The sequence below is a fragment of the Streptomyces sp. NPDC001781 genome (assembly GCF_053596035.1).
Window position 1 is genome coordinate 158561 of record NZ_JBSFFI010000001.1, and the last position, 26196, is coordinate 184756.

The window sequence follows — 26196 nt, forward strand, 5'->3', positions numbered from 1 at the left end:
TGTATTCCGGACTTGTGCCGGAAGTCTCACCATGGAGACATGAGCGCAGCAGCCCTTCATCCCCTCCCACCCCGTCCGTCCGGCGCCACCGCGGTGGCCGGAGGCGGGCACCACCACGTCCTGGGCGAGGTCCTGCACGCGATCAAGGTCTACGCGCAGGCCGCCTTCGGCGTGGTCATACTCGGCGAGTACGGCGAGGAGACGGGCGTCCACCGCGGATACGGGGACGCCCCCCGGGATCCGTAGCCCGGTCTAGCTCTCCTTCGGCCCCTCCGCCTCCGCGAGGATCTCGTCGGCGTCCACGATCCGGTAGGCGTAGCCCTGCTCCGCGAGGAAGCGCTGGCGATGCGCCGCGAAGTCCTGGTCGATCGTGTCGCGGGCGACGACCGAGTAGAAGTGCGCCCGGTGCCCGTCCGCCTTGGGCCGCAGCACCCGGCCGAGCCGCTGGGCCTCCTCCTGGCGGGAGCCGAAGGTGCCGGACACCTGGATGGCGACGGTCGCCTCGGGCAGGTCGATGGAGAAGTTGGCGACCTTGGAGACGACCAGCACGCTGATCTCGCCCTCGCGGAAGGCGTCGAAGAGCTTCTCCCGCTGGGCGTTGGAGGTCTCTCCCTTGATCACGGGCGCGTCCAGATGCTCGCCCAGCTCGTCCAGCTGGTCGATGTACTGGCCGATCACCAGGACCTGCTGCCCGGCGAACCGGCGCACGATCGCCTCCGTGACCTTCCGCTTGGTCGCGGTGGTGGCACAGAAGCGGTACTTGTCCTCGGTCTCGGCGGTGGCGTAGGCGAGGCGCTCGGAGTCGGTGAGGTTCACCCGGACCTCGACGCAGTCGGCGGGCGCGATGTAGCCCTGCGCCTCGATCTCCTTCCACGGCGCGTCGAACCGCTTGGGACCGATCAGCGAGAACACGTCGGACTCGCGGCCGTCCTCGCGCACCAGGGTCGCGGTCAGACCGAGGCGGCGGCGGGCCTGGAGATCGGCGGTGAACTTGAAGACGGGAGCGGGCAGCAGATGGACCTCGTCGTAGACGATCAGACCCCAGTCACGCGAGTCGAAGAGTTCCAGGTGCGGGTAGACACCCTTCCGGCGGGTGGTCAGCACCTGATAGGTGGCGATGGTGACCGGCCGGATCTCCTTCCTGGTGCCGCTGTACTCGCCGATCTCGTCCTCGGTCAGCGAGGTCCGCTTCACCAGCTCGTGCTTCCACTGCCGGGCGGAGACGGTGTTGGTGACCAGGATCAGCGTGGTCGACCCGGCCTGCGCCATCGCCCCGGCGCCGACCAGCGTCTTGCCCGCACCGCAGGGCAGCACCACGACGCCGCTGCCGCCGTGCCAGAAGTTCTCCACCGCCTGCCTCTGGTACGGACGCAGCGCCCAGCCGTCCTCGCGCAGGTCGATCGGGTGCGCCTCGCCGTCCACGTACCCGGCGAGGTCCTCGGCGGGCCAGCCCAGCTTGAGCAGGGTCTGCTTGATCTGACCCCGCTCGGAGGGGTGCACGGCCACGGTGTCCGGATCGATCCGGGCGCCGACCAGCGGAGTGACCCGCTTGGAGCGCAGGATCTCCTCCAGCACCGGCCGGTCGGTGCTGGTGAGCACCAGCCCGTGCGCCGGGTGCTTGCTCAGGGTGAGCCGGCCGTACCGGTCCATGGTCTCGGCGATGTCGACCAGCAGGGCGTGCGGCACGGGGTACCGGCTGTACTGCACCAGCGCGTCGACGACCTGCTCGGCGTCGTGCCCGGCGGCCCGCGCGTTCCACAGGCCGAGCGGGGTGAGCCGGTAGGTGTGGATGTGCTCCGGGGCCCGTTCCAGCTCCGCGAAGGGCGCGATCGCCCGACGGCACTCGTCGGCCCGCTCGTGGTCGACTTCCAGGAGCAGAGTTTTGTCGGACTGGACGATAAGCGGACCGTTCACGTGTGCCATCCTTCCGCGCGGCCAAACCTCCAGTGTGCCCGATGCGCGGCGCGTGCGGGGGGTCGGAAGGCCGGCTCCGGGCTCAGTCCTCCGCCAGCTCGGCCACCCCGGTGATCCGGTGCAGGGGATAGGTGCGGACCTCGTCGGCGGTGTGGTCGTAGGCGGTGACGAAGCCGCCCTCGACGCGGATGGGGGCGACGACGCGCTGGCTGGCGGCGCCGTCGGCGTTCACGTAGCCGATCCACACGGCCTCGCCGGTCATGACGGCCGCCTGCATGGTGGCCAGGGTGTCGGCAGGGCTGGTGCGCGGCAGTACACCGCCGGCGGGCTGCTGGCCGGGGGCCTTCAGCGGGGTGGTGGCGGCCAGGTCACCGGCCCGGATGGCGCGGACGGCGGCCGTCAGCAGCACGGCGTCCGGGGCGGGCGGTCCCTCCGGCACCGGCTCGGGCGCGGTGCGCGGCGGGGTGCGGTGGGCGTCGGCGCGGGTGATCAGCACATCGCCCTGGGCGGACTCGGCGGCGGGCGCGTAGCCCAGCGAGCGCAGGCCCTCCAGCAGGGTCGCCGGGTCGCAGGGGGCGGCCAGCACGGTCGGGGCGAGACGGCGCAGCCGCAGGGCGGCGGCCCGTTTGTCGGCGATGATCTCGTTCAGCACCGAGTCGTCGTCGCAGCGCACGTACGCCGAGGCGACGCCCACCCTGAGGTGCCCATGCCTGCGGGCCACGTCGTCGATGAGGTAGGTGAGGGGCTGCGGTACCGGGGTGCGGGAGTGCTGGGCGAGGAAGGCGTGCAGGTCGGCGGCGGTCTGCCCGGCGTCCAGCGCCCGGCGGACCGACGCCGGGGTGAACCGGTACACGGTCGCGCCCCCCTTGGACTCCACGTCCGCCAGCACCCCGAGCGTCTCGGCGAGAGGGCGCAGCAGCGGGCCGGGGGCCACCGCGGTGAGATCGGCCTGGAGCAGCACGTGGTCGAGGGGTTCGGGGAGGAGCGGGGCGAGGAGCCCGACGGCGATGGCCGTGTGCTCTCCGGAGGAGGAGAGGGGGTCGCCGTCCGGCCCGGGGGCCGCGCCCAGCAGGGCCCGGCCGTGGCCGGAGAGGGCGCCCCGGCCGGTGACGCCGAGGAGTTCCGCCTCGCTCAGCGTCCAGCGGGCCAGCCGGACCCTGAGGTCCTCGGTTCCGTCCCGCTGGGGGGTGCGCAGCGGGCGCTCCCAGGTCAGCCGGGTCAGTACCGCCTCCGGTGCCGGTGCCACGCCGGCCGGGAGGTCCGCCAGCAGGGTCAGCACCCGGTGCCGTACCTCGGGGGCGGCCGAGCGGTCCAGCCCCGGACCGAGCGCGGACAGGGCGCGGTCCTTGATGTCCCGGCCGCCGATCAGCCCGGCGGTGCGGGTCGCGGCGAGCCAGGCGGCGGCGAGGCGGCCCCAGCGTTCGGCGACCGGGCGTTCCAGCCAGGTGTCGTAGGCGGGGGTGGGTGCGTAGCGCTCGTCGGCCGCGCCGTCCGAGGCGAGCAGGCCGGCGGCGTAGGCCAGCTCGATCCAGAACGCGGCGAGCGGCTCGGGAGCGTCGAGGGCGACCGCGGTCCGCTTCAGGTCGCGCACGCTGAGCCCGCCCGCCCGGAGCACGGCGGGGCCGCCCTGGTCCCACTGCTTCAGCAAGTCCTCGACGGTGGCGAGCGCGGTGTACGCCTCCCCGGCGGCCGTCGCGTCCACGATCCGCGGGTCGTGGGCCACGGACGGTTCCACGGCGGGCGGCACCGGCTCGGGCACCCGGTGCGCCCGGCCGCCGCGCAGATGCAGCGCGACCTCGCGGGGCAGCACGACCGTGCCGGGCGCGGTCGGCAGCAGCAGACCCCGGTCGAGCAGCCAGCGCAGATGGGCGGCGGGCTCGGCGGTGACCTGTCCGTACGGCGGGCCCCACATCAGCCGGGTCAGCACCTCGCGGGCGGCTTCCGGGGCTCCGGCGAGCAGGGCGTCCATCCGCTTGCGGTCGGCGAACAGGCCGGTGAGCGCGGTGACGGCGGACACCGGGTCGTGCGTGGAGGGCAGCCCCGCCGTGTTGACGATCTGCTGCACCCGCCCCGGCGACATGCCCGACGTCGCCTCCCGCACGGTCGGGCCCAGTCCGGTGGGGGAGGGGTGCTGGGGGGAGGGGGCGAGGAGCTCGCGGGCGGTGCGGACCAGGTGCAGCCGGTCGTCGTCGCCCCAGATCAGCGCCTGCCTGCGCAGGGCGGCCACGGTACCCGGCAGGGCCTTGGTGACGGCCGGGTCGCCGTCGTCACCGGCCAGCAGGCCGTGCAGCGTGTCGTAGGTCGCCGGGTCCGGGGCGACGGCCAGTGCCTGCGCGGTCTGGAGGGCGAACCGGTCCAGGTGCTCCAGCGCCCGCAGCACCGAGGCACGGGTGCCGGCGCGGGTGGCGAGCTGGGTGAGATCGGTGGGGACGGGCGCGACGAGGTCGGGTCGGTCGCGCAGCAGCGCGGCCAGCGAGGCGTCGTCCCGCGTGCGGAGTGCCTCCGCGAGGGACCGGGGGGCTGAGAATGCCTCGGGGCTCATCTGACCCACGTTAGCGGCTGGGGCAAGCGGCGGCCGAGGGTCCCGGGGGGCCGCTCCGCCCGCGTGGGCCGATTGGTGGCGGTCTGCGCTACCTTCCTCCACGAGGTTCCACCACCGTCGCCCCGGAGGGGTTTTCCGTTGGGGATCGAGAGCGACCAGGTCGTCTACGAGTATCTGAGCCGTGTCGGGGACGTGGCGCAGCAGCGGCAGCTGCCGTCGGCCGCGCGCATGCGGCTGGTGTCCGAGCTGCGCAACGAGATCGACCGGCACCGGGCCAGGGCCACCGTGGACAGCCCGGCCGCCGTGCGCCGCATCCTGGATCAGCTCGGCAGTCCGGACGACGTGGTGCGGTCGGCGGGCGGCGGGGGCCCGGCGCCGCAGCCGCCGCCCACCGCGGTGCCCGCGCAGCCGGAGCCGGAGAAGCCGGAGCGCAGGCCGAGAGGCCTCAAGGGGCTGCGCGCGGCCGTGCCCCGGCCGCGACCGGCCGACCCGGGGCCCTCCGTGCCGGCCCCGGGGGCTTCCCCTCCGCATCTCGCCTCCGCCGGCGAACTCGGCGAGTCGCTGACCCGGCCCGACTGGTGGCGGGTGGCGGACGGGCCCTTCGGCGCGGCGGCCGCGGACTCGGTGCCGGGGTTCGTCGGCGGGGTGGAGATCCCGGAGATGCTGCGGCGGCCCCCCGGTAAGCCCGCACGGGAGGCGGAGGCGGAGGCGGAGGCGGAGGCGAAGCCGAAGGAGGTCGTGGCGGAGCCCGTGGAGGTGGTCCCGCGCTCCCGGTTCCGGCGGTTCGTCCCGCTGCCCTCGGCCGGCTGGACCAACCCGCTCCTGCTGCTGGGCGCCGCCGCGCTGCTGGCCGGGGCGGTGCTGGGCAACTGGTACGCGCTGCTGCTCGGCTGGCTCATCGCCTACGGCTCCCGCCGGCTGACCCCGGCGGAGACCAAGTGGGCGGTGCTGGTCCTGCCCGCGCTCGCCCTCGCGGCCGGCGTGGCGTACGTCTGGGGGCGCGACACCGGGCACTGGGGGGCACCGGTCGCGCAGGGGCACATGGGCGACGCGCTGGCCGGGACCTGGCCGTGGGTGGTGCGGGGGGCCGCGGTGAGTTCGGCGCTGTTCCTGCTCTGGCGGTCGCAGCGCAGGCGGTAGCGGGACCCCGGCCCCTGTCTCCGTCACCCCGGCCGGGCACAATGGCGGCCATGCTCGCCGTGCCCCCCGCGTATGCGCCCACCGTCGGCTTCGACCTCGACATGACGCTCATCGACTCCAGGCCCGGCATCCGGGCCTGCTATCTCGCGCTGTCGGAGCGGACCGGGGTGTACGTGGACGCCGACCTCGCGGTGACGCGGCTGGGCCCGCCGCTCGCGGAGGAGCTGGTGAACTGGTTCCCGGCCGCCGACGTCCCCGCCGTGGCCGACCTGTACCGCGCGATGTACCCCGAGTACGCCATCGCCCCCACCCGCGCCCTGACCGGCGCCCGTGAGGCCGTCGCCGCCGTACGCGCCGCCGGCGGCCGCACCCTGGTCGTCACCGCCAAGTACGAGCCCAACGCCGGACTGCACCTGGACCACCTCGGGATCGAGCCGGACGTCGTGGTCGGCGACCTCTGGGCGGAGGACAAGGCCCGCGCCCTGCGCGAACACGGCGCGCACGTCTACGTGGGCGACCACACCGGCGACGTGCGGGGAGCCCGCGCCGCCGGGGCACTCTCGGTGGCGGTGGCCACGGGCCCGTGCACCGGGGACGAACTCCGGGCGGCGGGCGCCGACGTGGTCCTGCCCGACCTGACGGCCTTCCCGGCCTGGCTCGACACGCATGTGACGGCGGCCCGGCGCCGCTGACCCCGACACGTCGGCCGTGCCCGCCCCGGAGGGGTGCGGGCGACCACGCGGCCGGCCGGGACGCGCCGCCGGCCGCCGACGCACCGGCGCCCGGCCGGGCTCAGCGCCCGGTGCCCCGGGCCTGGCGCCGACCCGCCGCCACCGAGCGGAGCACTCCCGCCCCCGCGATCAGGAACCCGACCGCCATCAGCATGCTCAGGCCGAACATGAAGGTCGGGAACGGATGGCTGCCGAGGAGGAGCGGGGCCACCGTGACAAGCGTGGCCACGGCGCCGAGGAAGAAGACGATGACGCCGGCGCGGATCAGTCCGTCACCCGGCCCGGCGGAATTCGTTTGGGTTTTGTCACGCACCGGACCAGGGTAGTTCCCAGCGCGAGAGAACAACCGGGGAGCACCTTGTCACCCGCCCGAAGACCATTAGCCTTGGTGTCGGCGGGTCATGGTCGACCCGCCACAGTGCTACGCAGAGCCGTTTCCGAGCTTTTCCCGACGAGTACGAGGACGAGGACAGACGTGCCCACCGGCAAGGTCAAGTGGTTCAACAGCGAGAAGGGCTTCGGCTTCCTCTCCCGCGACGACGGCGGCGACGTCTTCGTCCATTCCTCGGTCCTGCCCGCCGGAGTCGAGGCACTCAAGCCGGGACAGCGCGTGGAGTTCGGCGTCGTGGCCGGTCAGCGCGGTGACCAGGCGCTCTCCGTGACCGTGCTCGACCCGGCACCCTCGGTGGCCGCCGCCCAGCGCAAGAAGCCCGACGAGCTGGCCTCGATCGTGCAGGACCTCACCACCCTGCTGGAGAACATCACGCCGATGCTGGAGAAGGGCCGCTACCCCGAGCGCACCTCGGGGAAGAAGATCGCCGGTCTCCTCCGCGCCGTCGCGGACCAGCTCGACGTCTGAGCCGCCCCTCAGGGGAACGCCAGCGCTTCGGGGCCGAGGGCCGGGACCAGGCCCTCGGCCGCCGCACGTGTGAGCAGCCCCCGGATCGCCGCGTAGCCGTCCTCGCCCAGGTCGGCGGTGAACTCGTTGACGTACAGCCCGATGTGCTGGTCGGCGACGGCCGGGTCCATCTCCTGGGCGTGCTCCATGACGTACGCGCGCGACGCTTCCGGGTCCTCCCACGCGGCCCGGACCGAGGCGCGGAAGGCGTCCGCGAGCCGCTGGAGGGTTACGGCGCCCAGCGAGCGCTTGGCGATGATCGCGCCGAGCGGGATCGGCAGTCCCGTGGTCCGCTCCCAGTGCTCGCCCATGTCCGCGACCTTGTGCAGCCCGTACTCCTGGTAGGTGAAGCGGGCCTCGTGGATGACGAGCCCGGCGTCCACCTTGCCGTCCCGCACGGCCGGCATGATCTCGTGGAACGGCATCACCACGATCTCCCCGACCCCGCCGGGCAGGGTGTCCGCGGCCCAGAGGCGGAACAGCAGGTAGGCCGTCGAGCGTTCGCTCGGCACCGCCACCGTGCGTCCCGCCAGCCCTTCACTGCGACAAGCGTCGTCCGCCTCCCGGGTCAGCACCAGCGGCCCGCAGCCCCGGCCCAGCGCACCGCCGCAGGGCAGCAGGGCGTACTCGTCGAGGACGTAGGGCAGCACGGCGTACGACACCTTCAGCACGTCGAACTCGCCGCGCTCGGCCATGCCGTTGGTGATGTCGATGTCCGCGAAGGTCACGTCCAGCGCGGGGGCGCCCGGGACGCGGCCGTGGGCGACGGCGTCGAAGACGAAGGTGTCGTTGGGGCAGGGCGAGTACGCGATCTGCAGGGGCTCAGTCGTCATGCGTGTTCCAACTCTCCAGTGCGGGCGCGAGCTTCCCGAAGGCCCCGGTGAGGGCGGTGAGCGCGTCGCCGATGCGCCAGGCGGCGCGGTCGCGGGGGCCGACCGGGTTGGACACCGCGCGGATCTCCAGCACCGGCACGCCGTGCGCTACGGCCGCCTCGGCGACGCCGAAGCCCTCCATGCCCTCGGCCAGCGCACCGGGGTGACGCTCGCGCAGGGCGGCGGCGCGGGCGGCGGTGCCGGTCACGGTGGAGACGGTCAGCACGGCGCCGGGACGGGCACCGGTGGCCTCGACGACTCCTCGTACGAGTGAATTCGGCGGCAGGTGGGTGACGGTGCCGAAGCCGAGGTCGGTGACCGGCAGGAAACCGTCCGGGGTCTCGGCGCCCAGGTCCGCCGCGGTGATCGCGTCGGCCACGACCAGCGAGCCGACGGGGGCCTCCGGCTGGAAACCGCCCCCGATCCCGGCCGAGACGACCAGGCCGTAGGGGGTGCCCGCGAGGGCGGCGGCGGTCAGCGCGGTGGCGGTGGAGGCGGCGGCGAGGGCGGGGCCCACGCCGGCGGCCAGCAGGTCGACCGCCGCGTCCGTGCGCAGCAGCGTCGCGCCGGGCAGGCGTACCTCTTCGGCCGTGCCCGCGAACGCCCGTGCCACCGCGTCCCGTTCGGCCGGGACGGCGGTGGCGACGAGGGTGCGCGTACGGGCGTTCACGGGACCGGAGGCCTCCGTCAGGAGGTCGCCTTCTTGAGCTTGTAGCTCCACAGGCCCTTGGCCGACGAACCGGCGCCCATCTGGACGGACAGCGTGTTGGTGTTGCCCTGGGTGCCGTACTGCGCGTTGAAGAACGCGCTGCCGGGGATGGTGGAGTAGGTCTTCTTGCTGACTTCGGTGAATTGGCGGCCGTTGACCAGCAGCACCCAGCCCGTGTCCGCGATCTTCGGGTCGACGCCGACGCGGACGGTGTCGCCGCTCGGGTCCACCGTGATCGTCTTCTCGTCGCCGGCCTTCTTCGCGCACTGGGCCAGGGACTTGGCGGTCAGCGTCTTGCCGTCGTTGTAGCAGAGCGCCTCGGAACTGACCGAGCTGTCCCCGACGGTGACCGTGGAGACGGGTGTCGGCTTGTCACAGGCCGAGAGGGCGAGCAGTCCGGCGGAAACGGCACCGGCGGCGGCGAGCGCCCGGCGGCGTCGCGGGGCGGATTGCAGCGAGGTCATACCCGAAGGCTATCGGGCGCACCTCGCGGTGGGTCCACGTGGGGTACGACACGTCCGCGCCGTCAGGCGACACGCGGCCGCGTCCGCCCCCCGTGCCGGGCCGCCGCGAGCAGGCCCCGGAGGGTCGTCAGCCAGCCCAGCGCGACCAGCGCGGCGGCCACCGCCAGGCCGACGCTGCCGTTGAGGGGCATGACGATGCCCACCGCGCCGCCGAAGACCCAGGCCATCTGGAGGATGGTCTCGGAGCGGGCGAAGGCGGAGCTACGGACCGCTTCGGGGACGTCGCGCTGGATGAGGGCGTCCAGGGAGAGCTTGCCCAGGGCCTGGGCGAAGCCGGCGACGGCGGCGAGGCAGGCCACCAGGACGGTGCCGAAGAACACCGCGGCCACCACGGCGACGCCCAGGGCGACGGCGACGACGGTCACGATGATGATCTCGGGCGCCTTGGAGCGCAGCCACGCCCCCACCGCCGTGCCCAGCGCGTTGCCCGCGCCCGCCGCCACGCCGACGATGCCCAGCGAGACGGCCGCGCTCTCCCCGGCCAGCGGGTGCTCGCGCAGCAGGAACGCCAGGAAGAAGATCAGGAACCCGGAGAGGCAGCGCAGCGCCGCGTTGGCGCCCAGCGCGTGGGTCACGGCGGGCCCGACCGTCCGCAGCCCCGGCCGCCTGCCCGGTTGCCGCCGCTTGGACCCGTGCAGATGCCGTTCGTCCGCCGCGAGCAGCGCCACTGCCTCACCCTTGGCCGAGTCCACCGTGCGGGGCAGCGAGAAGGACAGGAACGTACCCGCCACGAAGATCACGAAGGCCCCGTACAGCGGCCAGGGGTCCCCGAGGGTCTGGAGCCCCGCCCCGATCGGCGCCGCCACCCCGGTGGCCAGCAGTCCGGCCAGCGTGACCCGTGAGTTGGCCTTGACCAGCGAGAACGCGGGAGGCAGCAACCGGGGCACGACCGCGCTGCGCACCACCCCGTACGCCTTGGACGCCACCAGCACCCCGAGCGCGGCCGGATACAGCTCCAGGCCGCCGCTCGCCACCGCCCCCGACAGCACCAGGGCGAGCAGCGCGCGGGCCAGCATCGCGCCGGCCATCGCGGCCCGCCGCCCGTGCGGGAGCCGGTCCAGCAGCGGGCCGATGACGGGGGCGAGGACGGTGAAGGGCGCCATGGTGATGGCGAGGTAGAGCGCGACCCTGCCCCGGGCCTCGTCGGTCGGCACCGAGAAGAACACCGTGGAGGCCAGCGCCACGGTGATCATCACGTCCCCGGCGCCGTTCACCGCGTGCAGCTCGATCAGCTTGCCGAGCCCCGACTCGCCCGCCCCGTGCGCGTGCGTGACCTTCCGGATGCCGCGCGCCGTGCCGGTCACCGGCAGGTGCAGGGCACGGCTGACGGAGCGGACGGCACCGCCGACCCGGCCCGAACCGCCGCCACCGCGCCCCCTGTCCGTGGCTGCCACGTGCTTCATAGTGCCCCCAGTGGCCGCCCGATAGGCGGTTTGCGGCCGAGCGAGTCGACCCGGACCCGTGAAGATCCACCTGTCCGGAACCCGCCGGGTGGCCGCGGACTGTCCCCCACCGCGGGCGACGGGGTAGCGTGCGTATCTCAGCCATAACGCAGAATGGATGGCAGAGGTGCGCCCGCGCGTGATCGGACGCGGACGTCGATGCGGCCCACAGGTCCGCTCCGTCCGCTTCACCGCCGGAGTGCATCCGCACTCGTAGACGGCGTAGGAGAGAAGCGATACCTGTGAGCGCAGCGACCACGCGAAGCCGCACCCCTGACCGCCTGTGCGCCGAGGCGATCGACCTCGCGCGCACCGCAGCGGAGGAAGCGGCCGCTCCCGGCGTCGTCGGTGAGCACATCGGCGTGGTCTCGGAGGGTGACCGGGTGGTCACCCACTTCTTCGAGTGCAAGGAGCCGGGCTACCGGGGCTGGCGCTGGGCCGCCACCGTCGCCCGCGCCTCCCGTGCCAAGATCGTCACCCTGGACGAGGTCGTGCTGCTGCCCGGCCGCGACGCCCTCCTCGCCCCCCAGTGGGTGCCCTGGAGCGAGCGGCTGCGCCCCGGCGACCTCGGCCCCGGCGACCTCCTGCCCACCGACGAGGAGGACCTGCGCCTGGAGCCCGGTTTCTCCGGCGAGGAGGAGCCGCCGCCGAACTCCGCGCTGGCCGGGGGCCTGAGCGAGGTGGCCGAGCGCGAGGACGCCGACGTCACCGCCGGCAGCCCCGCCGTCCAGGCCGGCCCGCCCGCGCGCGGCTCGATCACCTCGGTCGCCGAGGAACTGGGCATGCGCCGCGCCCGTGTGCTGTCCCGGTACGGCCTGCATGTCGCCGCCGACCGCTGGGAGGAGGCGTTCGGCCCGAAGACCGCGATGGCCCAGGCCGCCCCCGCCACCTGTGCGAGCTGCGGTTTCCTCGCCCCGATCGGCGGATCGCTGGGCCAGGCGTTCGGCGTCTGCGGCAACGAGTTCTCCCCGGCCGACGGCCGCGTGGTCTCGCTCGCCTACGGCTGCGGAGCCCATTCCGAGGCCGCCGTCATGCCGACCCCGCCCCGCCCGCCGCTGCCCGTGGTGGACGAGACCCGGCTCGACCCGTTCCCGCTCCGCCCGGCCGCCGACTCCGGCTCGGTCCCGGCGGAGGGCGACGACGAGGCGGCCGAACTGGGGCACTCCTAGGGCCTGGCCGGCGGATCACGGCGCGGACGCGGGGCCCGGCACGCGCGTCCGCGGCGTTGCCGTCACTCGCCGGCGCTCCGCGCCGACTCCCTCCTCCGCCTCGCACCCGGACGCACCAGAGCCCGCTCACCGGGACCGACCGGCACCGCTGCCTTTCCGCACCACGATCCGGCGGACAGGCCCCAGCCCAGCCCGCCGCAGACCCCCTCGCGCGTACGGCGCGAGGGACGGACCGTCAGGTCGCTGTACCTTCGAAACTCACGTCGATGATGGAGAGTGAACGTGAGCAAGTACGTGCGGCCGGCGGCCGAGGGCGCCGACCCCTTCGGCACCGCCCGTCTCCGCCGCGGTGTCCTCGACGCCTGGGCCACCAGCCCCGCCCGCTTCCGTGAGGACGCCAACGCCGAGGAGGACCTCGTCCTCGGCGGGTACCGCGACCGCCTCGTGGTGGAACTGGCCCAGAACGCCGCCGACGCCGCCGCCCGCTCGGACACGGCCGGACGGCTCCGGCTCACCCTCCAGGGCGGCGTGCTGGTCGCCGCCAACACCGGCGCGCCCCTGGACGCCGCCGGCGTCGAGTCGCTGTCCACCCTGCGCGCGTCCGCCAAGCGGGAGCGGTACGACGGGCACGCCACCGTCGGCCGGTTCGGCGTCGGCTTCGCCGCCGTGCTCTCCGTGACCGACGAGCCCGCGCTGGTCGGCCGGCACGGCGGGGTCCGCTGGTCGCTCGCCGAGGCCCGCGAGCTGACCGCCGAGACCTCCCGGCACAGCCCCGGCCTCGGTGACGAGGTGCGCCGCCGCGACGGCCACGTCCCGCTTCTCAGGCTGCCGTTCGCCGCGGAGGGCACCGCGCCGGACCCGTACGACACCGCCGTCATCCTGCCGCTGCGCGACGCGGCCGCCGCCTCCCTGGCCGAGCGGCTGCTCGACGCCGTGGACGACGCCCTGCTGCTCGCCCTGCCCGGCCTTGAAGAGGTCGTCGTCGAGGTGGAGGGCCGCGAGCCGCGCACCCTGCGCCGCCGTACCGAGGGCGCCGTCACCGTCGTGGAGGACTCCCGCGACGGCACCACCCGCTGGCGCACCGTCGCCGCCCACGGCCCGCTCGACGCCGGTCTCCTCGCGGACCGCCCGGTCGAGGAACGGCTGCGCCCGCACTGGTCGGTCACCTGGGCCGTGCCCGAGGACGGCGAGGGCCGCCCGGTGCGCCCCCGCACCGCGCCCGTGCTGCACGCGCCCACCCCCAGCGACGAGCCTCTCGGCTTCCCCGGCGTGCTCATCGCGTCCTTCCCGCTGGACACCACCCGCCGGCACGCCGCGCCCGGACCGCTCACCGACTTCCTGGTGGAGCGCGCGGCCGACGCCTACACCGAACTCCTCGCCGGCTGGCGCCCGGTGACCGAGGGCGCCATCGACCTCGTCCCCGGGCCGCTCGGCAAGGGCGAACTGGACGGCGCGCTCCGCCACGCCGTGCTGGACCGGCTGCCGCGCACCGCGTTCCTGCCCCCGGCGCTGCCCCCGCGGGACGACGACGAACTGCCCGAGGCGCTGCGCCCCAGGGACGCCGAGATCGTGGAGGGCGCGGGCGCGGACACCGTGCGGGTGCTCGCCGAGGTGCTGCCGACCCTGCTGCCGGCCGGTCTGGAGCGCCGCCCGGAGCTGCGCGCGCTCGGGGTGGCCAGGCTGCCGCTGGCCGACGCCGTGGACCGGCTGGCCGGGCTGGAGAAGGAGCCCGGGTGGTGGTGGCGGCTCTACGACAGCCTCGCCGGGGTCGACCCCGAGCGGCTGTCCGGGCTGCCCGTGCCGCTCGCCGGGACCGGCCGGACCGCGATCGGCCCCCGCCAGGTGCTGCTGCCCGCCCCGGACGCCGGCGCGCCGGACGCCGAGGTGCTGGGCCGGCTCGGCCTGAAGATGGCCCACGCGGACGCCGCCCACCCGCTGCTGGAGAAGCTGGGCGCGCTGCCCGCCACCCCGCGCGCGGTGCTCACCACCCCGCAGGTCCGTGCCGCCGTCGCCGCCTCGCTGGACGACGACGGCGGGGCGATGTGGGAGGAGGACGCCCCGGACGCCGAGGAACTCGCCGACACCGTCCTGGCGTTGGTCCGCGACGCGGGTCTGGAACCAGGTGACGAGCCCTGGCTCGGCGCGCTCGCCCTGACCGACGAGGACGGCGAACTCGCCCCGGCCGGTGAACTGGTGCTGCCCGGCAGCCCGTTCGCCCGTGTGATCCGCGAGGGCGAACTCGCCGCGGTCGACGCCGAGCTGGCCGAGAAGTGGGGCGCGCAGCCGCTCGCCGCCTGCGGGGTACTGGCCGGCTTCGCGCTGGTCCGTGCCACCGACGTGGTCCTCGATCCGGACGAACTGGAGCCCCGCGACAGCGACTTCGCCGAACCCGACGACGCCGGTCTGCTGGACGCCGTCGACGTGTGGTCCGAGGACGTCCTCGACCGCTTCCCCGACAGCCCGGTGCCGCCCGTCGCCACCGAACTCGTCGCCGTGCGCGACCTGGACCTGGTGGACGACGACCGCTGGCCCGAGGCTCTGGCCCTGCTGGCCCAGCCCCCGCTGCGCGACGCCCTCGTCCACCCGGTCCGCGTCCTCCTCCCGGACGGTACCCACGAGGTCGTACGGCCGTACACGGCCTGGTGGCTGCGCGGGCACCCGGTGCTCGACGGCCGCCGCCCGGCGGGCCTGCTGGCGGCGGGCGGCGACCCGCTGCTGCGCGGCCTGTACGACGAGGCGGACGCCACCGGCTTCCACGACGAGCAGGTCCTGCGCGCCCTCGGCGTACGCACCTCGGTGGCCGCGCTGCTGGACGAGCCGGGTGGCGCCGCCGAACTCCTCGACCGGCTGGCCGATCCCGGCCGGCCGGTTTCACCGGTCCAGCTGCACGGTCTCTACAGCGCTCTGGCAGACCTGGACCCCGAGCAGGTGACCCTCCCCGACGAGCTGCGCGCCGTGCGCGACGGTCGGGCGGTCGTGGTGGACGCGCGGGACGCGGTGGTCGTCGACTCGCCCGACCTGCTGCCCTTCACCTCCGGGGTGCCGCTGCTGCCGGTGCGGCCGTCCCTGGCCGGCTCGCTGGCCGAGCTGTTCCAGGTGCGGCGGCTGAGCGAGTCCGTCACCGGCGCGGTGGACTCCGAGGGTGCCGAGCACGAAGTCCCCGAGGCGGTGAGGGCGTTGCTCGGCCCGGGGGCCCCGGCCGGCTATGTCGAGCACGACGAGCTCCTCGTGGACGGCGTCGAGATCGACTGGCGTCTCACCGGCGACGGTGTCCTCCACGCGGCCACCCTGGAAGGCGTCGCCGCCGGTCTCGCCTGGGCCTCGGGCCAGTGGCCCCGCCGCTTCGAGGTCGCCGCCCTGCTGGAGGACCCGTCCCGCACGGAGGAGCTGGCACGGGACCGCTGGTTCGACTGAATTTCCCTGCTTGAACTGGGGTTTCACGAATCGGTCGCAGAATCTTCGATTCTCGTACAACCGTGCCCGCGGATCGCACGTCTGATCGTGTGAGCCAACAGGCTCACACGATCAGAGGGGTCTCACCGGGCCCACGCGTTCCTCGGGACGCGGTGACCACCGGGGCCCCACAACACAGGGGAACGCACATGCGTATTCGCGCCTCAGTGGCCGCCGTGACCGGCGCCCTGGCCCTCTCCGCCCTCGCCGTCCCGGCGGCACACGCCGACGGCGCCGCCTCCGCCTACCGCACGGAGGCCGTGAAGATCGTCAAGGGTGCGCACGCCGCCTCCGGCAAGCAGGGCGTCAAGGGTGTCCGCGGCGGCACTCCGTACGCCCTGAACGTCACCTTCTCGCAGTTCAAGGTGGCCAAGGCCATCAAGGTCGGCACCACCAACCACGTCGCGACCACGGTCACGTACACGCTGACCCACGGCGCGAACGTCGACATCACGGCTCACGACTTCCTCAACGGCCCGTACCTCTACAAGGGTTCGTTCGACAACCCGGACAACATGCTGTTCGGTGACCTGCCCGCCACCTGCAAGGTGGTCACGGACACCACGGCGAAGTGCACCGGCAAGATCGACATCTACCCGACCGACGGCCTGCTGTGGAACTCCGACGCCGGCGCCTGGAAGGGCGGCGCGCTCGCGATCGCCTACAACGGCCAGGACCAGGAGAACCCGGACCTCTCCAAGGTCGGCGTCGCCGACAAGGGCGGTCTCGGCTCCACCTCGCTCCAGCGGTACTCCCGCCAGACGGTCAACGCCTCCCCGGAGCCGGTCAGGAAGGGCAGGACCATCACGGTCACCGGTGCCCTGACCCGCGCCAACTGGGAGGACAACAAGTACCACGGCTACACCCAGCAGTCCGTGAAGCTCCAGTTCAAGAAGAAGGGCGCCGGCGCCTACACCACGCTGAAGACCGTCAAGACGGACTCCAGGGGCAACCTGAAGACCACCGTCAAGGCGTCCGCCGACGGCTACTTCCGCTACAGCTTCGCGGGCACCTCGACCACGCCGGCGGTCGACTCGACCGCCGACTTCGTCGACGTGAAGTAATCCGGCGGTGATCCGCCAGAGGTGAGCGGGCGGGGCTCTTGACCAGGCAATGAACAGGCAAATTCCGGTCAAGGAACGCCCCGCCCGTACAACTGTGCAGACCCTTCACGGATCTGATCACCCGAGTCGACCGACTCCCCGATCACTTCTCCCCCAGAGGGAACCGCACATGCGCATACGTGCCACCGTGGCCGCCGTCACCGGCGCCCTGGCTCTCGCCGCCTTCGCCGCTCCGGCCGCGCACGCCGCACCGGCCACGCCGTACACGATGAACGTCAGCTTCTCGAACCTGAAGATCGCCTCGTCGATCAAGGTCGGTACCACCAGCAAGGTCAGCGCGACCTACTCGTACACGCTGACCCACGGCACGGACGTCAACGCGACCGCCGCCGACTTCTACACCGACGCCTACCTCTACCGGGGCTCCCTGGACGACCCGTCCGCCACGGTCGAGGGCGACGACTTCGCCACCTGCAAGGTCGCCACCAGCACCACGCTGACCTGCACCGGCACCGTCGACGTCTACCCGGCCGACGGCGAACTGACCGCCTCCGACGCCGGCAAGTGGTCGGTGGCCGCCGAGGCGACCGCCTTCAACGGGCAGAACCCCTCCAGCCCCGACTACAGCAAGGTCGGCTTCAAGGACCAGGGCGGCATGGCCACCACCAGCCTGCTGCGCTACTCCAAGCTCACCGTCAACGCCTCCCCGGAGCCGGTCAAGAAGGGCAGGACCATCACGGTCACCGGCGCCCTGACCCGCGCGAGCTGGGACTACAACAAGTACTACGGCTACGGGGCGCAGTCCGTGCAGCTCCAGTTCGTCAAGAAGGGCTCCACCACCTGGAGCACCCTCAAGACCGTCAAGACCGATGCCGGCGGCAATCTGAAGACCACCGTCACCGCCTCGGTCGACGGCGCCTTCCGCTACGTCTACGCGGGCGTCTCCACCACGGCCGCCGTCACCTCCGGTGGCGACGCGGTGGACGTGCAGTAACCCTCACACCGGGAAGCGGCGGCCGACCCATCTCCACGCGAGCTCCAGGGCGGCCGCCGCCACCACCGCCACTCCGACCGCCGTCCACGGCATGACGTTGCCGACCAGGCGCAGGGCGAAGAAGTCCTGGAGCCAGGGGACGGTCAGGACGATGAGGAAGGCGACTCCCATCGCGGCCACCAGGGCCAGCCGCCACCAGGTGTAGGGGCGGGCGATGATGGCGAGGACCCACATCGATATCAGGAACAGGGTCAGGGTGGCCGCGCTGGTCTCGGCGGACAGCGCGCCCGCGCCCGTGTAGTGGTGCCGGGCCAGCAGATACGTCACGAAGGTCGCCAGGCCGGCCAGCAGCCCGCCCGGTATCGAGTACCGCATCACCCGGCGCACGAAGTGCGGCCGCGCCCGCTCCTTGTTCGGCGCCAGCGCCAGGAAGAAGGCCGGGACGCCGATCGTGAGCGTGGACAGCAGCGTCAGATGCCGGGGCAGGAACGGGTACTCCACCTGCCAGCACACCACCAGCAGCGCCAGCAGCACCGAGTACACCGTCTTCACCAGGAACAGCGTCGCCACCCGCGTGATGTTGCCGATCACCCGGCGGCCCTCCGCGACCACCGAGGGCAGCGTGGCGAAACTGTTGTTCAGCAGCACGATCTGCGCGACCGCGCGCGTGGCCTCCGAGCCCGAGCCCATCGAGACACCGATGTCGGCGTCCTTCAGGGCCAGTACGTCGTTCACCCCGTCGCCGGTCATCGCCACGGTGCGGCCCTCCGACTGGAGTGCGCCCACCATCTCCCGCTTCTGCTGCGGGGTGACCCGCCCGAACACCGTGGCCCGCTCCACCGCCTCGGCCAGGCCGGCCGGGTCGGCCGGCAGCCGCCGCGCGTCGACCGCGTCGCCGGACAAACCCAGCTTGTGCGCGACGGCACCCACCGACACCGCGTTGTCCCCGGAGATCACCTTGGCGCGGACGTCCTGGTCGGCGAAGTAGCGCAGGGTCTTCGCCGCGTCCGGGCGCAGCCGCTGCTCCAGCACCACCAGGGCCACGGGCCGGGCCCCGCGTGCCGGGTCGGGACCGTCCAGGTCGCGGGTGGCGTGGGCCAGCAGCAGCACCCGCAGCCCCTGTTCGTTCAGCCGGCCGGTCTCCGCCAGCGCGGGATCGTCGGAGGCGAGCAGCACGTCGGGGGCGCCCAGCAGCCACCCGGTGACCTTGCCGTCGCCCTCCTCGAACGCGGCCCCGCTGTACTTGCGGGCCGAGGAGAAAGGCAGGGCGCTCACCGGGCGCCGGTCCGCGCCGTGACCGTCCGGAAAGGCGTCGATGATGGCCTTGAGCGAGGCGTTGGGACGCGGATCGGACGCCCCGAGCGCGGCCAGCACCTCCCGCACCCGGTCCTCGTCCGCCCCGTCGAGCGGTTTCAGGGCGCTCACGTCCATGCCGCCCTCGGTGAGCGTGCCGGTCTTGTCCAGGCAGACGGTGTCCACTCTGGCCAGGCCCTCGATCGCGGGCAGCTCCTGCACCAGGCACTGCTTGCGCCCCAGCCGGATCACGCCGATGGCGAAGGCCACCGAGGTCAGCAGCACCAGCCCCTCCGGGACCATCGGGATGATCCCGCCGATGGTCCGGGCCACCGAGCCCTTGAAGTCGTTGCTCTTCACCACGAGCTGGGTGACGACCAGGCCGAGCGCGGCCGGGACCATCATCCAGGTCACGTACTTCAGGATGGTGGAGATCCCGGACCGCAGCTCGGAGTGGACCAGGGTGAACCGGGAAGCCTCCTCGGCCAGTTGGGCGGCGTACGCCTCCCGGCCCACCTTGGTCGCCTGGAAGGCCCCGCCGCCCGCGACCACGAAGCTGCCCGACATCATCCGCTCGCCGGGGTGCTTGACCACCGGGTCGGCCTCGCCGGTCAGCAGGGACTCGTCCACCTCGAGGCCGTCGGCCTCGGCGCACACCCCGTCCACCACGATCTTGTCGCCGGGCCCGATCTCCACCAGGTCGCCCAGCACGATCCCGCTGGTCGGCACCCGCACCGCCGCGCCGTCCCGGCGCACGGTCGGCCGGGCCTCCCCGATCACCGCGAGCGAGTCCAGCGTCTTCTTCGCCCGCCACTCCTGCACGATCCCGATCCCGGTGTTGGCGAGGATCACGAACCCGAACAGGCTGTCCTGGATGGGCGCGACGAACAGCGTCACCACCCACAGCACACCGATGATCGCGTTGAACCGGGTGAACACGTTCGCCCGCACGATCTCGCCCAGCGAGCGGCTGCTGCGCACCGGGACGTCGTTGACCTCGCCCCGTGCCACCCGCTCCGCGACCTGTGCGCGGGTCAGGCCCGCCGGCCCGGTGGTGGGCGGCGCGACCGGGTGCACGGGGTCCAGTCCGGCACCCGCGTCGATATGCGTCATGCAAACGACGTTACGTGCCCAATGCCCGCTTCACCTGCCGGGCGGACCGATCTCCGGGCAACGCCGGGGGCGCCCCCGAGGAGGTCTCGGGGGCGCCCCCGATCAAGCGGTGGAGCAGGCCCGGATCAGCCCGGGGCGGGCGGTCCCGCGGCGGGACCGGTACCCCACGAAGAGGGCGCCGGTCCGAGTGCGGAGGACCGCGAACGGTGCGTCCGCAGCGCCTCGGTGGTGAGGTACGTCCGCCCGTACGCGGCGCCGTCCAGCCGCGCCGACCGCACGTAGCGGGTGTCCGCCGAGGTGCCCGGCGCGGTGACGGTGAGCGCGCCGTGCGGGTAGAGGTCGACGCGGTCGAAGACGGGGGTCGACAGACCCCAGGTGCCGTAGCCGGGCCGGACCGGGAAGACGCCGATGGAGGACAGCACGTTCCAGGCGGACATGGTGCGCCGGGCAGGTCCTGCGGCTCCGGCCACTGGCACTGCCAGGACGTGCCCTCGTGGAATCCCTCGCTCTTCGCCGGGTCCGCCGGTCCCGTGAAGGCGCCGGGGGCGTCACGGGCCCGGAAGAACCCGGTCGAGGGGTCGAAGACCCTCCGGTAGTTCCGCGCCCGCGCCGCGTAACGGTCCCCGTCGGCGCGATGCCCGAGGTCGCGGGCCATCCGGGACAGCATCGCGTCCGGCAGCGCGTACTCGTGTCATCGGACAGCGGTGCACATGACAACACGGATTCCGCATCCCGTTCCAGAGGTCCCGCGCGACCCGGAGGTCACTCGGCGGGGACGGCCCCCCGCTCGGCCGCCGCCCGCTTGATCGCGGCGTCCCGCCCGCGCACGTACCAGATGCCGATCAGGCCGAGACCGGCCCCGGCCAGACAGGTCCACAGCCACCACAGATGGCCGTGGTCCTCGAACCAGCCGTAGAAGGGGAGCTGGACCAGGAAGAGGACGAACCACACGATCGTGCCGCCGGTGATGGTGGCGACCACGGGCCCCTCCAGGGGCTCCGGCGCTTCGTGCTTGGGGGTCCACTTCGTCATGGGCACAGCTTACGAGGCGCCCCGCCGCCCCCGGCAGCCCGCCGCCCCAGGGGCATCCGGCGTCTATCTACGCGCGGAGATAGCGATCTAGGGTTCATACGTTCATACTGAAGCGGTTTGTCTATGACTGTTTCTGTTCGTACGAAACTCCAAAAGGGCTCGGGGGGACCCTGATGGTGAAGAGGACTCGCATGCCCACCTCGGCCACGGCCCAGGCTCCTTCCCCCGAACAGCCAGGCGGAAAGCCCTCCCAGAGCGCCGTCGACCGCTACTTCAAGATCTCCGAGCGCGGCAGCTCCGTCGCCCGGGAGATCCGGGGCGGTTTCGCCACGTTCTTCGCGATGGCGTACATCATCGTCCTGAACCCGATCATCCTCGGCAGCGCCAAGGACATGTACGGGCACCACCTGGACAACGGTCAGCTCGTCACGGCCACGGCGCTCACCGCCGCCTTCACCACCCTCCTCATGGGTGTCATCGGCAACGTCCCGATCGCCCTCGCGGCGGGTCTCGGCGTCAACACGGTCGTCGCGCTCCAGCTCGCACCGCGCATGTCGTGGCCGGACGCGATGGGCATGGTGGTGCTCGCCGGCTTCGTGGTGATGCTGCTGGTCGCCACCGGTCTGCGCGAGCGCGTGATGAACGCGGTGCCCTACGGGCTGCGCAAGGCCATCGCCATCGGTATCGGCCTGTTCATCATGCTGATCGGCCTGGTCGACTCCGGCTTCGTCACCCGCATCCCGGACATCGCCCAGACCACCGTCCCGCTCCAGCTCGGCACCGGCGGTCACCTCACCGGCTGGCCGGTCCTGGTCTTCGTCCTCGGTGTCCTGCTCACCCTCGCCCTGATCGTCCGCAAGGTGCCGGGCGCGATCCTGATCTCCATCGTGACGATGACCGTCCTCGCGGTGGTCATCGACCTGGTCGCCAAGGTGCCGTCCTGGGGCCTGACCACGCCGAAGTGGCCGGGCAACCCGGTCGCCACGCCGGACTTCGGCCTGATCGGCCAGGTCAGCCTGTTCGGCGGTTTCGCCAAGGTCGGCGTGCTGACCGGCGTCCTCTTCGTCTTCACCGTCCTGCTGTCCTGCTTCTTCGACGCCATGGGCACGATCATGGGCGTCAGCGACGAGGCCAAGCTGACCGACGCCCAGGGCCAGATGCCCGGCATCAACAAGGTCCTGCTGATCGACGGCCTCGCCGTCGCGGCGGGCGGCGCCAGCTCCTCCTCGGCCACCACCTGCTTCGTGGAGTCCACCGCGGGTGTCGGCGAGGGTGCCCGAACGGGCCTCGCCAACGTCGTCACCGGCGCCCTCTTCGGCGTCTCGCTGTTCCTCACCCCGGTCGCCACCATGGTGCCGTCCCAGGCCGCCACCCCCGCGCTCCTCGCGGTCGGCTTCCTGATCCTGGCGGGCTCGATCCGGGAGATCGACTGGGCCGACTTCACCATCGCCATCCCGGCCTTCGTGACCATGGTGATGATGCCGTTCACCTACTCGATCACCAACGGCATCGGCATGGGCTTCATCACCTTCGTGGTGCTCCGCCTGGCCGCCGGGCGCGGCCGGGACATCCCCGTGGCGATGTACGCGGTCGCGGCCGTCTTCGGCTTCTACTACCTGATGCCGGCCCTCGGTCTGACCTGACCGGGGCGCGGCTGAGGTTCCTACGGGGTCACATGGGTCTCATGTGACCCCGTAGAACTTCTCGGTCTCGTCGACGGCGGTCTGGAACCGCTCGTCGAAGTCGTCCCTCACGAGCGTGCGGATCACATAGTCCTGCACGCTCATTCCTCGTTTCGCCGCGCGTTCCCGGAGCCTCTCTAGCAGCTCCCCGTCCATCCGCAGGCTGAGCACACTGGTCCCCATGCGTAAGAGGGTCGCCACATCCCGCCACCCGATGGGTCACTTTTCGGAACTGACTCACTCGTAAGGGTGATGATTGGACACAGTGGCGGACGTCACCCCGTGTGGCGTGCGAGACGGCGTTACTTAGTGAGGGTAATGAGTTAGGCTAAAGACATGTCGGACCTCACCCACGGCGACGACGTGGCCGCCGTGAACTCCCTCCGCTCCGCCGTGATGCGGCTGTCCCGTCGGCTCAAGCACCAGCGGGTCGACGAGTCGCTGAGCCCCACCGAGATGTCGGTCCTGGGCACGCTGTCCAACTGCGGACAGGCCACCCCGGGCGAACTGGCGCGCAAGGAGCACGTCCAGCCGCCCTCGATGACCCGCATCGTCGCGCTCCTGGAGGCGAAGGGCCTGGTCCGGCTCGAGCCGCATCCCGAGGACCGGCGCCAGAAGGTCGTCACCCGGACCGAGCAGGCCGAGGCGATGCTCGTCGAGAGCCGCCGCAAGCGCAACGCGTTCCTGGCCGGCCTGGTCGAGGGCCTCGACGAGGACGAGTGGGCCACCCTGCGCGCCGCCGCCCCCGTCCTGGAGAAGCTCGCGCAACTGTAGCCACGGCATCGCTTCAGGAGGCGACCTTTTGAGTACGGGACCCGGAGCACCTTCCGCCCCCGCACCTGCCACCACTACCCCGGCCGCCGGCCGAACCTCGATGTTCAGCTCGCTGAAGGTCCGCAACTACCGGCTGTTCTTCGCCGGCCAGGTCGTCTCCAACACCGGCACCTGGATGCAGCGCATCGCCCAGGACTGGCTCGTGCTGAGTCTCACCGGCTCCTCGGCGGCCGTCGGCATCACCACCGCCCTGCAGTTCCTGCCGATGCTGCTCTTCGGCCTGTACGGCGGTGTCCTCGTCGACCGGCTCCCCAAGCGGCCGGCGCTGCTGTTCACCCAGTCCGCGATGGCCCTCACCGGCCTCGCGCTGGCCGCCCTCACCCTCTCCGGCCACGTCCAGGTCTGGCACGTGTACGTCGCCGCCTTCGCGGTCGGTCTCGCCACGGTCGTGGACAACCCGGCCCGGCAGTCCTTCGTCTCGGAGATGGTCGGTCCCGGCCAGCTCCAGAACGCGGTCAGCCTGAATTCGGCCAACTTCCAGTCCGCCCGGCTGGTCGGTCCGGCCGTCGCCGGTCTGATGATCACCGGGGTGGGCACCGGGTGGGCGTTCCTCGCCAACGGGCTGTCCTTCGTCGCGCCCATCACCGGGCTGCTGCTGATGCGCACTCGCGAACTGCACGCCGCCGACCGCGCCCCGCGCGGCAAGGGCCAGCTCAGGGAGGGGCTGCGGCATGTCGCCGGGCGGCCGGAGCTGATCTGGCCCATCGTGCTCGTCGGGTTCATCGGCACCTTCGGCTTCAACTTCCCCGTCTGGCTCACCGCCTTCGCCGACGACGTCTTCCACGCCGGCGCGGGGGCGTACAGCCTGTTCAACACCCTGATGGCCGTCGGCTCCCTGATCGGCGCCCTGCTCGCCGCCCGGCGCGGCACGGCCCGGTTCCGGGTGCTGGTCGCCGCCGCGCTGGCCTTCGGCACGATGGAGACCGTCGCGGCGCTGGCGCCGTCCTACTGGCTGTTCGCGCTGCTGATGGTGCCCATCGGAGCCTTCGGTCTGACGGTCAACGTCACCGCCAACACCGCCGTCCAGATGTCCACCGACCCGGCCATGCGGGGCCGCGTGATGTCCCTCTTCATGATGGTCTTCATGGGCGGCACCCCGCTGGGCGCCCCCCTCGTCGGCTGGGTCACCGACACCTACGGCGCCCGCTTCGGCTTCGTCGCGGGCGGCGTGGTCTCGGCGGCGGCAGCGGCGGTCATCGGCCTGTTCCTCGCCCGCGCGGGAGACCTCCGGCTCCGCCTGACCTGGCACCGGGGACCGCACGTGCGGTTCGTGCCGCGGGGGCGCGAGGAGCTGACGCCGGCGGCGTGAGGGGCGCCGCTCGGGACTCGCCGCGGATCATCTCCGCCAGCAGGCTGTGCGTGTCCGCGTCCGCCGCCGCCACCAGGCCCGCGGTGCCCGACCCGGGCGGCCGGCCGTGGAGGTCCGTGACCACGCAGCCGGCCGCGCGGCACAGGGCGATTCCGGCGGCGAAGTGGACGCTGTCCGTCAGACCGGTGCCGTCGGTGACGTAGGCGGCCCGGCGGCCCGCCGCGACCCAGGCCAGGGCCAGGGTGGTGGACACGACCCTCGGACGGAAGCGGGCGACGAACCCCGGGTGCGCGAGGAGGTCCGTGGCGCGGAACCCGGGGGCACTCGGGAAGGGCGGGTCGAGGTTGACGTCCACGAGGGAGGTCGCCGCCGACGGCCGCAGCGGGGTGTCCAGGCCGTCGCGGTGGAGCCGGGCGGTCTGGCCGTCGGTGCGGAACACCTCGCCGCTGAAGGGATCGGCCACGGCCGCCGGACCGCCGAGGAGAGCCACGTTGACGGCGACGAGCATGTTGCCGACGGCGTAGTTGAGGGTGCCGCACAGGGGGTCGACCAGCCAGAGACGCCCGCTGCCGTCCGGGCCTCGCCGTCCGCCCTCCTCGCCGAGAACGGCGTCCTCCGGGCGGGCGGCGCGGATGACGTCCAGGACGGCTCGTTCGGACGCCACGTCGGCCGCCGTGGCGAAGTCCCCCGCTCCCTTGTCGATCCGGGCCTGCTCCTCGCCGTAGCCCTCGCGCACCGCCGCGGCGCCGGCCAGGGCGGCCGCCGTCGCCACCTCGAGATCGTCGGTCATGGTGCGGCAGCCTACCGATCTGGGATCGTGAGCGGATGAGACTCTTCGCCGCAGTCCTGCCGCCGCCGGGCGCCGCGGAGGAACTGGGCCGGCAGGTACGGGCGCTGCGGCGGCTCGCCGGGTCCGACACGCTGCGGTGGACCCGGCCGGACGGCTGGCACCTCACGCTCGCCTTCTACGGCGAGGTCCCCACCGAGACCGTGCCCGAGCTGGAGCGCCGGCTGGAGCGGGCGGCCGTGCGGAGCGCGCCGTTCCCGCTGGCCCTCGCCGGCGGCGGCAGCTTCGGCCGGGGCGGGACGCTGTGGGCCGGAGCCTCGGGGGACCTCGCCGCGCTGGGCAGGCTGGCCGAGCGGGCCCGGGCGGCCGGACGGCGGGCCGGAGCGGGCGGAGAGGAACACCGGCACTACCGGGCGCATCTCACACTGGCCCGGGGCAGGGACGACACCGATCTGCGGCCCTACGCCGACGCCCTCACCGAATTCGCCGGTACCGCCTGGACGGTGGGCGAACTCGTCCTCGTCCGCAGCCACCTGCCGGCCTCCGGCGTTCCCGGCGAGCGGCCCCGGTACGCCCCGGTCGCCCGCTGGGCACTGGGCGGGGCCCGTTAGGCTCGTCGTCGTGGACCCGAAAACCCGGAACCGGATCATGGCCGGTGCGCTCGTGCTGATGCTGGTGGTCGTCGCCGTGGCGG

The 26196-nt window shown here is 73.1% G+C and carries 23 protein-coding genes and 1 pseudogene; 12 read left to right on the top strand and 12 right to left on the bottom strand.

Annotated elements, in window-relative coordinates:
- Nucleotides 1-39: 39 nt before the first annotated feature.
- Nucleotides 40-246 (top strand): hypothetical protein, encoded by a 207-nt coding sequence (locus tag ACWCV3_RS00890; RefSeq protein WP_451216335.1) that lies wholly within the window; start codon nucleotides 40-42, stop codon nucleotides 244-246.
- A 6-nt stretch (nucleotides 247-252) separates the two neighbouring features.
- Here ACWCV3_RS00890 and ACWCV3_RS00895 read toward each other — a convergent pair whose 3' ends face one another.
- Complete coding sequence (locus tag ACWCV3_RS00895; protein ID WP_451216338.1) at nucleotides 253-1914, bottom strand: DNA repair helicase XPB; 1662 nt, start codon at nucleotides 1912-1914, stop codon at nucleotides 253-255.
- A gap of 82 nt (nucleotides 1915-1996) precedes the next feature.
- Nucleotides 1997-4456 carry a helicase-associated domain-containing protein gene (locus ACWCV3_RS00900; RefSeq protein ID WP_451216341.1) on the bottom strand — a complete coding sequence of 820 codons (2460 nt, stop codon included), beginning with the start codon at nucleotides 4454-4456 and terminating at the stop codon, nucleotides 1997-1999.
- Between the two features lie 138 nt (nucleotides 4457-4594).
- Between ACWCV3_RS00900 and ACWCV3_RS00905 the strand changes: the two genes are divergently transcribed.
- Nucleotides 4595-5596 (top strand): hypothetical protein, encoded by a 1002-nt coding sequence (locus tag ACWCV3_RS00905; RefSeq protein ID WP_451216344.1) that lies wholly within the window; start codon nucleotides 4595-4597, stop codon nucleotides 5594-5596.
- 50 nt (nucleotides 5597-5646) lie between these two features.
- Entirely contained in the window at nucleotides 5647-6288 is a 642-nt protein-coding gene (locus tag ACWCV3_RS00910; RefSeq protein ID WP_451216347.1) for an HAD family hydrolase, read from the top strand.
- Between the two features lie 100 nt (nucleotides 6289-6388).
- Here the strand turns inward: ACWCV3_RS00910 and ACWCV3_RS00915 are convergent, their stop codons facing one another.
- On the bottom strand, nucleotides 6389-6640 hold the full coding sequence (locus ACWCV3_RS00915) for a hypothetical protein (protein WP_451216350.1): 252 nt from the start codon (nucleotides 6638-6640) through the stop codon (nucleotides 6389-6391).
- Nucleotides 6641-6802: 162 nt separating this feature from the next.
- On the opposite strand from ACWCV3_RS00915, the gene ACWCV3_RS00920 reads away from it, so the two are divergent.
- The gene (locus ACWCV3_RS00920) at nucleotides 6803-7186 is read left to right on the top strand and encodes a cold-shock protein (protein ID WP_030804678.1); all 384 of its coding nucleotides are present in this window, start codon (nucleotides 6803-6805) and stop codon (nucleotides 7184-7186) included.
- An 8-nt stretch (nucleotides 7187-7194) separates the two neighbouring features.
- On the opposite strand, the gene ACWCV3_RS00925 is transcribed toward ACWCV3_RS00920, so the two are convergent.
- The 4 genes from ACWCV3_RS00925 to ACWCV3_RS00940 all read right to left on the bottom strand — a co-directional run bounded on the left by ACWCV3_RS00925 (nucleotide 7195) and on the right by ACWCV3_RS00940 (nucleotide 10733).
- On the bottom strand, nucleotides 7195-8058 hold the full coding sequence (locus tag ACWCV3_RS00925; protein WP_451216353.1) for a 1,4-dihydroxy-6-naphthoate synthase: 864 nt from the start codon (nucleotides 8056-8058) through the stop codon (nucleotides 7195-7197).
- Nucleotides 8048-8767 (bottom strand): futalosine hydrolase, encoded by a 720-nt coding sequence (locus ACWCV3_RS00930; protein ID WP_451216356.1) that lies wholly within the window; start codon nucleotides 8765-8767, stop codon nucleotides 8048-8050. Before ACWCV3_RS00930 ends, ACWCV3_RS00925 begins: the two co-directional genes overlap by 11 nt.
- A gap of 17 nt (nucleotides 8768-8784) precedes the next feature.
- Nucleotides 8785-9270 carry a DUF2771 domain-containing protein gene (locus ACWCV3_RS00935; RefSeq protein WP_451216358.1) on the bottom strand — a complete coding sequence of 162 codons (486 nt, stop codon included), beginning with the start codon at nucleotides 9268-9270 and terminating at the stop codon, nucleotides 8785-8787.
- A 62-nt stretch (nucleotides 9271-9332) separates the two neighbouring features.
- Nucleotides 9333-10733: an MFS transporter gene (locus ACWCV3_RS00940; RefSeq protein ID WP_451216361.1), complete on the bottom strand. Its 1401-nt coding sequence runs from the start codon at nucleotides 10731-10733 to the stop codon at nucleotides 9333-9335.
- Between the two features lie 281 nt (nucleotides 10734-11014).
- On the opposite strand from ACWCV3_RS00940, the gene ACWCV3_RS00945 reads away from it, so the two are divergent.
- The 4 genes from ACWCV3_RS00945 to ACWCV3_RS00960 all read left to right on the top strand — a co-directional run bounded on the left by ACWCV3_RS00945 (nucleotide 11015) and on the right by ACWCV3_RS00960 (nucleotide 17452).
- Entirely contained in the window at nucleotides 11015-11941 is a 927-nt protein-coding gene (locus ACWCV3_RS00945) for a DUF3027 domain-containing protein (RefSeq protein ID WP_451216364.1), read from the top strand.
- Nucleotides 11942-12223: 282 nt separating this feature from the next.
- Entirely contained in the window at nucleotides 12224-15355 is a 3132-nt protein-coding gene (locus ACWCV3_RS00950) for a sacsin N-terminal ATP-binding-like domain-containing protein (protein ID WP_451216367.1), read from the top strand.
- A gap of 188 nt (nucleotides 15356-15543) precedes the next feature.
- Nucleotides 15544-16458 (top strand): hypothetical protein, encoded by a 915-nt coding sequence (locus tag ACWCV3_RS00955; protein WP_451216370.1) that lies wholly within the window; start codon nucleotides 15544-15546, stop codon nucleotides 16456-16458.
- 169 nt (nucleotides 16459-16627) lie between these two features.
- The gene (locus ACWCV3_RS00960; RefSeq protein WP_451216373.1) at nucleotides 16628-17452 is read left to right on the top strand and encodes a hypothetical protein; all 825 of its coding nucleotides are present in this window, start codon (nucleotides 16628-16630) and stop codon (nucleotides 17450-17452) included.
- A 3-nt stretch (nucleotides 17453-17455) separates the two neighbouring features.
- On the opposite strand, the gene ACWCV3_RS00965 is transcribed toward ACWCV3_RS00960, so the two are convergent.
- The 3 genes and pseudogenes from ACWCV3_RS00965 to ACWCV3_RS00975 all read right to left on the bottom strand — a co-directional run bounded on the left by ACWCV3_RS00965 (nucleotide 17456) and on the right by ACWCV3_RS00975 (nucleotide 20890).
- A complete protein-coding gene (locus ACWCV3_RS00965) occupies nucleotides 17456-19858 on the bottom strand; it encodes an HAD-IC family P-type ATPase (RefSeq protein ID WP_451216376.1) in 2403 nt (800 codons plus the stop codon).
- A 125-nt stretch (nucleotides 19859-19983) separates the two neighbouring features.
- Nucleotides 19984-20546: pseudogene (locus ACWCV3_RS00970) on the bottom strand (glycoside hydrolase domain-containing protein); the annotation flags it as partial.
- 74 nt (nucleotides 20547-20620) lie between these two features.
- On the bottom strand, nucleotides 20621-20890 hold the full coding sequence (locus ACWCV3_RS00975; protein WP_451216379.1) for a DUF2530 domain-containing protein: 270 nt from the start codon (nucleotides 20888-20890) through the stop codon (nucleotides 20621-20623).
- 191 nt (nucleotides 20891-21081) lie between these two features.
- Between ACWCV3_RS00975 and ACWCV3_RS00980 the strand changes: the two genes are divergently transcribed.
- Nucleotides 21082-22533, top strand: a complete 1452-nt coding sequence (locus tag ACWCV3_RS00980) for an NCS2 family permease (protein WP_451216381.1) — start codon at nucleotides 21082-21084, stop codon at nucleotides 22531-22533.
- A 39-nt stretch (nucleotides 22534-22572) separates the two neighbouring features.
- Here the strand turns inward: ACWCV3_RS00980 and ACWCV3_RS00985 are convergent, their stop codons facing one another.
- Nucleotides 22573-22755 (bottom strand): ribbon-helix-helix protein, CopG family, encoded by a 183-nt coding sequence (locus ACWCV3_RS00985; RefSeq protein WP_086694930.1) that lies wholly within the window; start codon nucleotides 22753-22755, stop codon nucleotides 22573-22575.
- 153 nt (nucleotides 22756-22908) lie between these two features.
- Between ACWCV3_RS00985 and ACWCV3_RS00990 the strand changes: the two genes are divergently transcribed.
- Together ACWCV3_RS00990 and ACWCV3_RS00995 are read left to right on the top strand one after the other, a co-directional pair.
- A complete protein-coding gene (locus tag ACWCV3_RS00990; protein ID WP_030804715.1) occupies nucleotides 22909-23346 on the top strand; it encodes a MarR family winged helix-turn-helix transcriptional regulator in 438 nt (145 codons plus the stop codon).
- A gap of 100 nt (nucleotides 23347-23446) precedes the next feature.
- Nucleotides 23447-24715: an MFS transporter gene (locus ACWCV3_RS00995; RefSeq protein WP_451216384.1), complete on the top strand. Its 1269-nt coding sequence runs from the start codon at nucleotides 23447-23449 to the stop codon at nucleotides 24713-24715.
- Here ACWCV3_RS00995 and ACWCV3_RS01000 read toward each other — a convergent pair.
- Nucleotides 24600-25505 carry an inositol monophosphatase family protein gene (locus ACWCV3_RS01000; RefSeq protein ID WP_451216387.1) on the bottom strand — a complete coding sequence of 302 codons (906 nt, stop codon included), beginning with the start codon at nucleotides 25503-25505 and terminating at the stop codon, nucleotides 24600-24602. The two genes, ACWCV3_RS00995 and ACWCV3_RS01000, sit on opposite strands and share 116 nt — an antisense overlap.
- A gap of 35 nt (nucleotides 25506-25540) precedes the next feature.
- Here ACWCV3_RS01000 and thpR point away from each other — a divergent pair, with 35 nt between their 5' ends.
- A complete protein-coding gene (thpR, locus tag ACWCV3_RS01005; RefSeq protein WP_451216390.1) occupies nucleotides 25541-26113 on the top strand; it encodes an RNA 2',3'-cyclic phosphodiesterase in 573 nt (190 codons plus the stop codon).
- The last annotated feature ends 83 nt before the right edge of the window (nucleotides 26114-26196 follow it).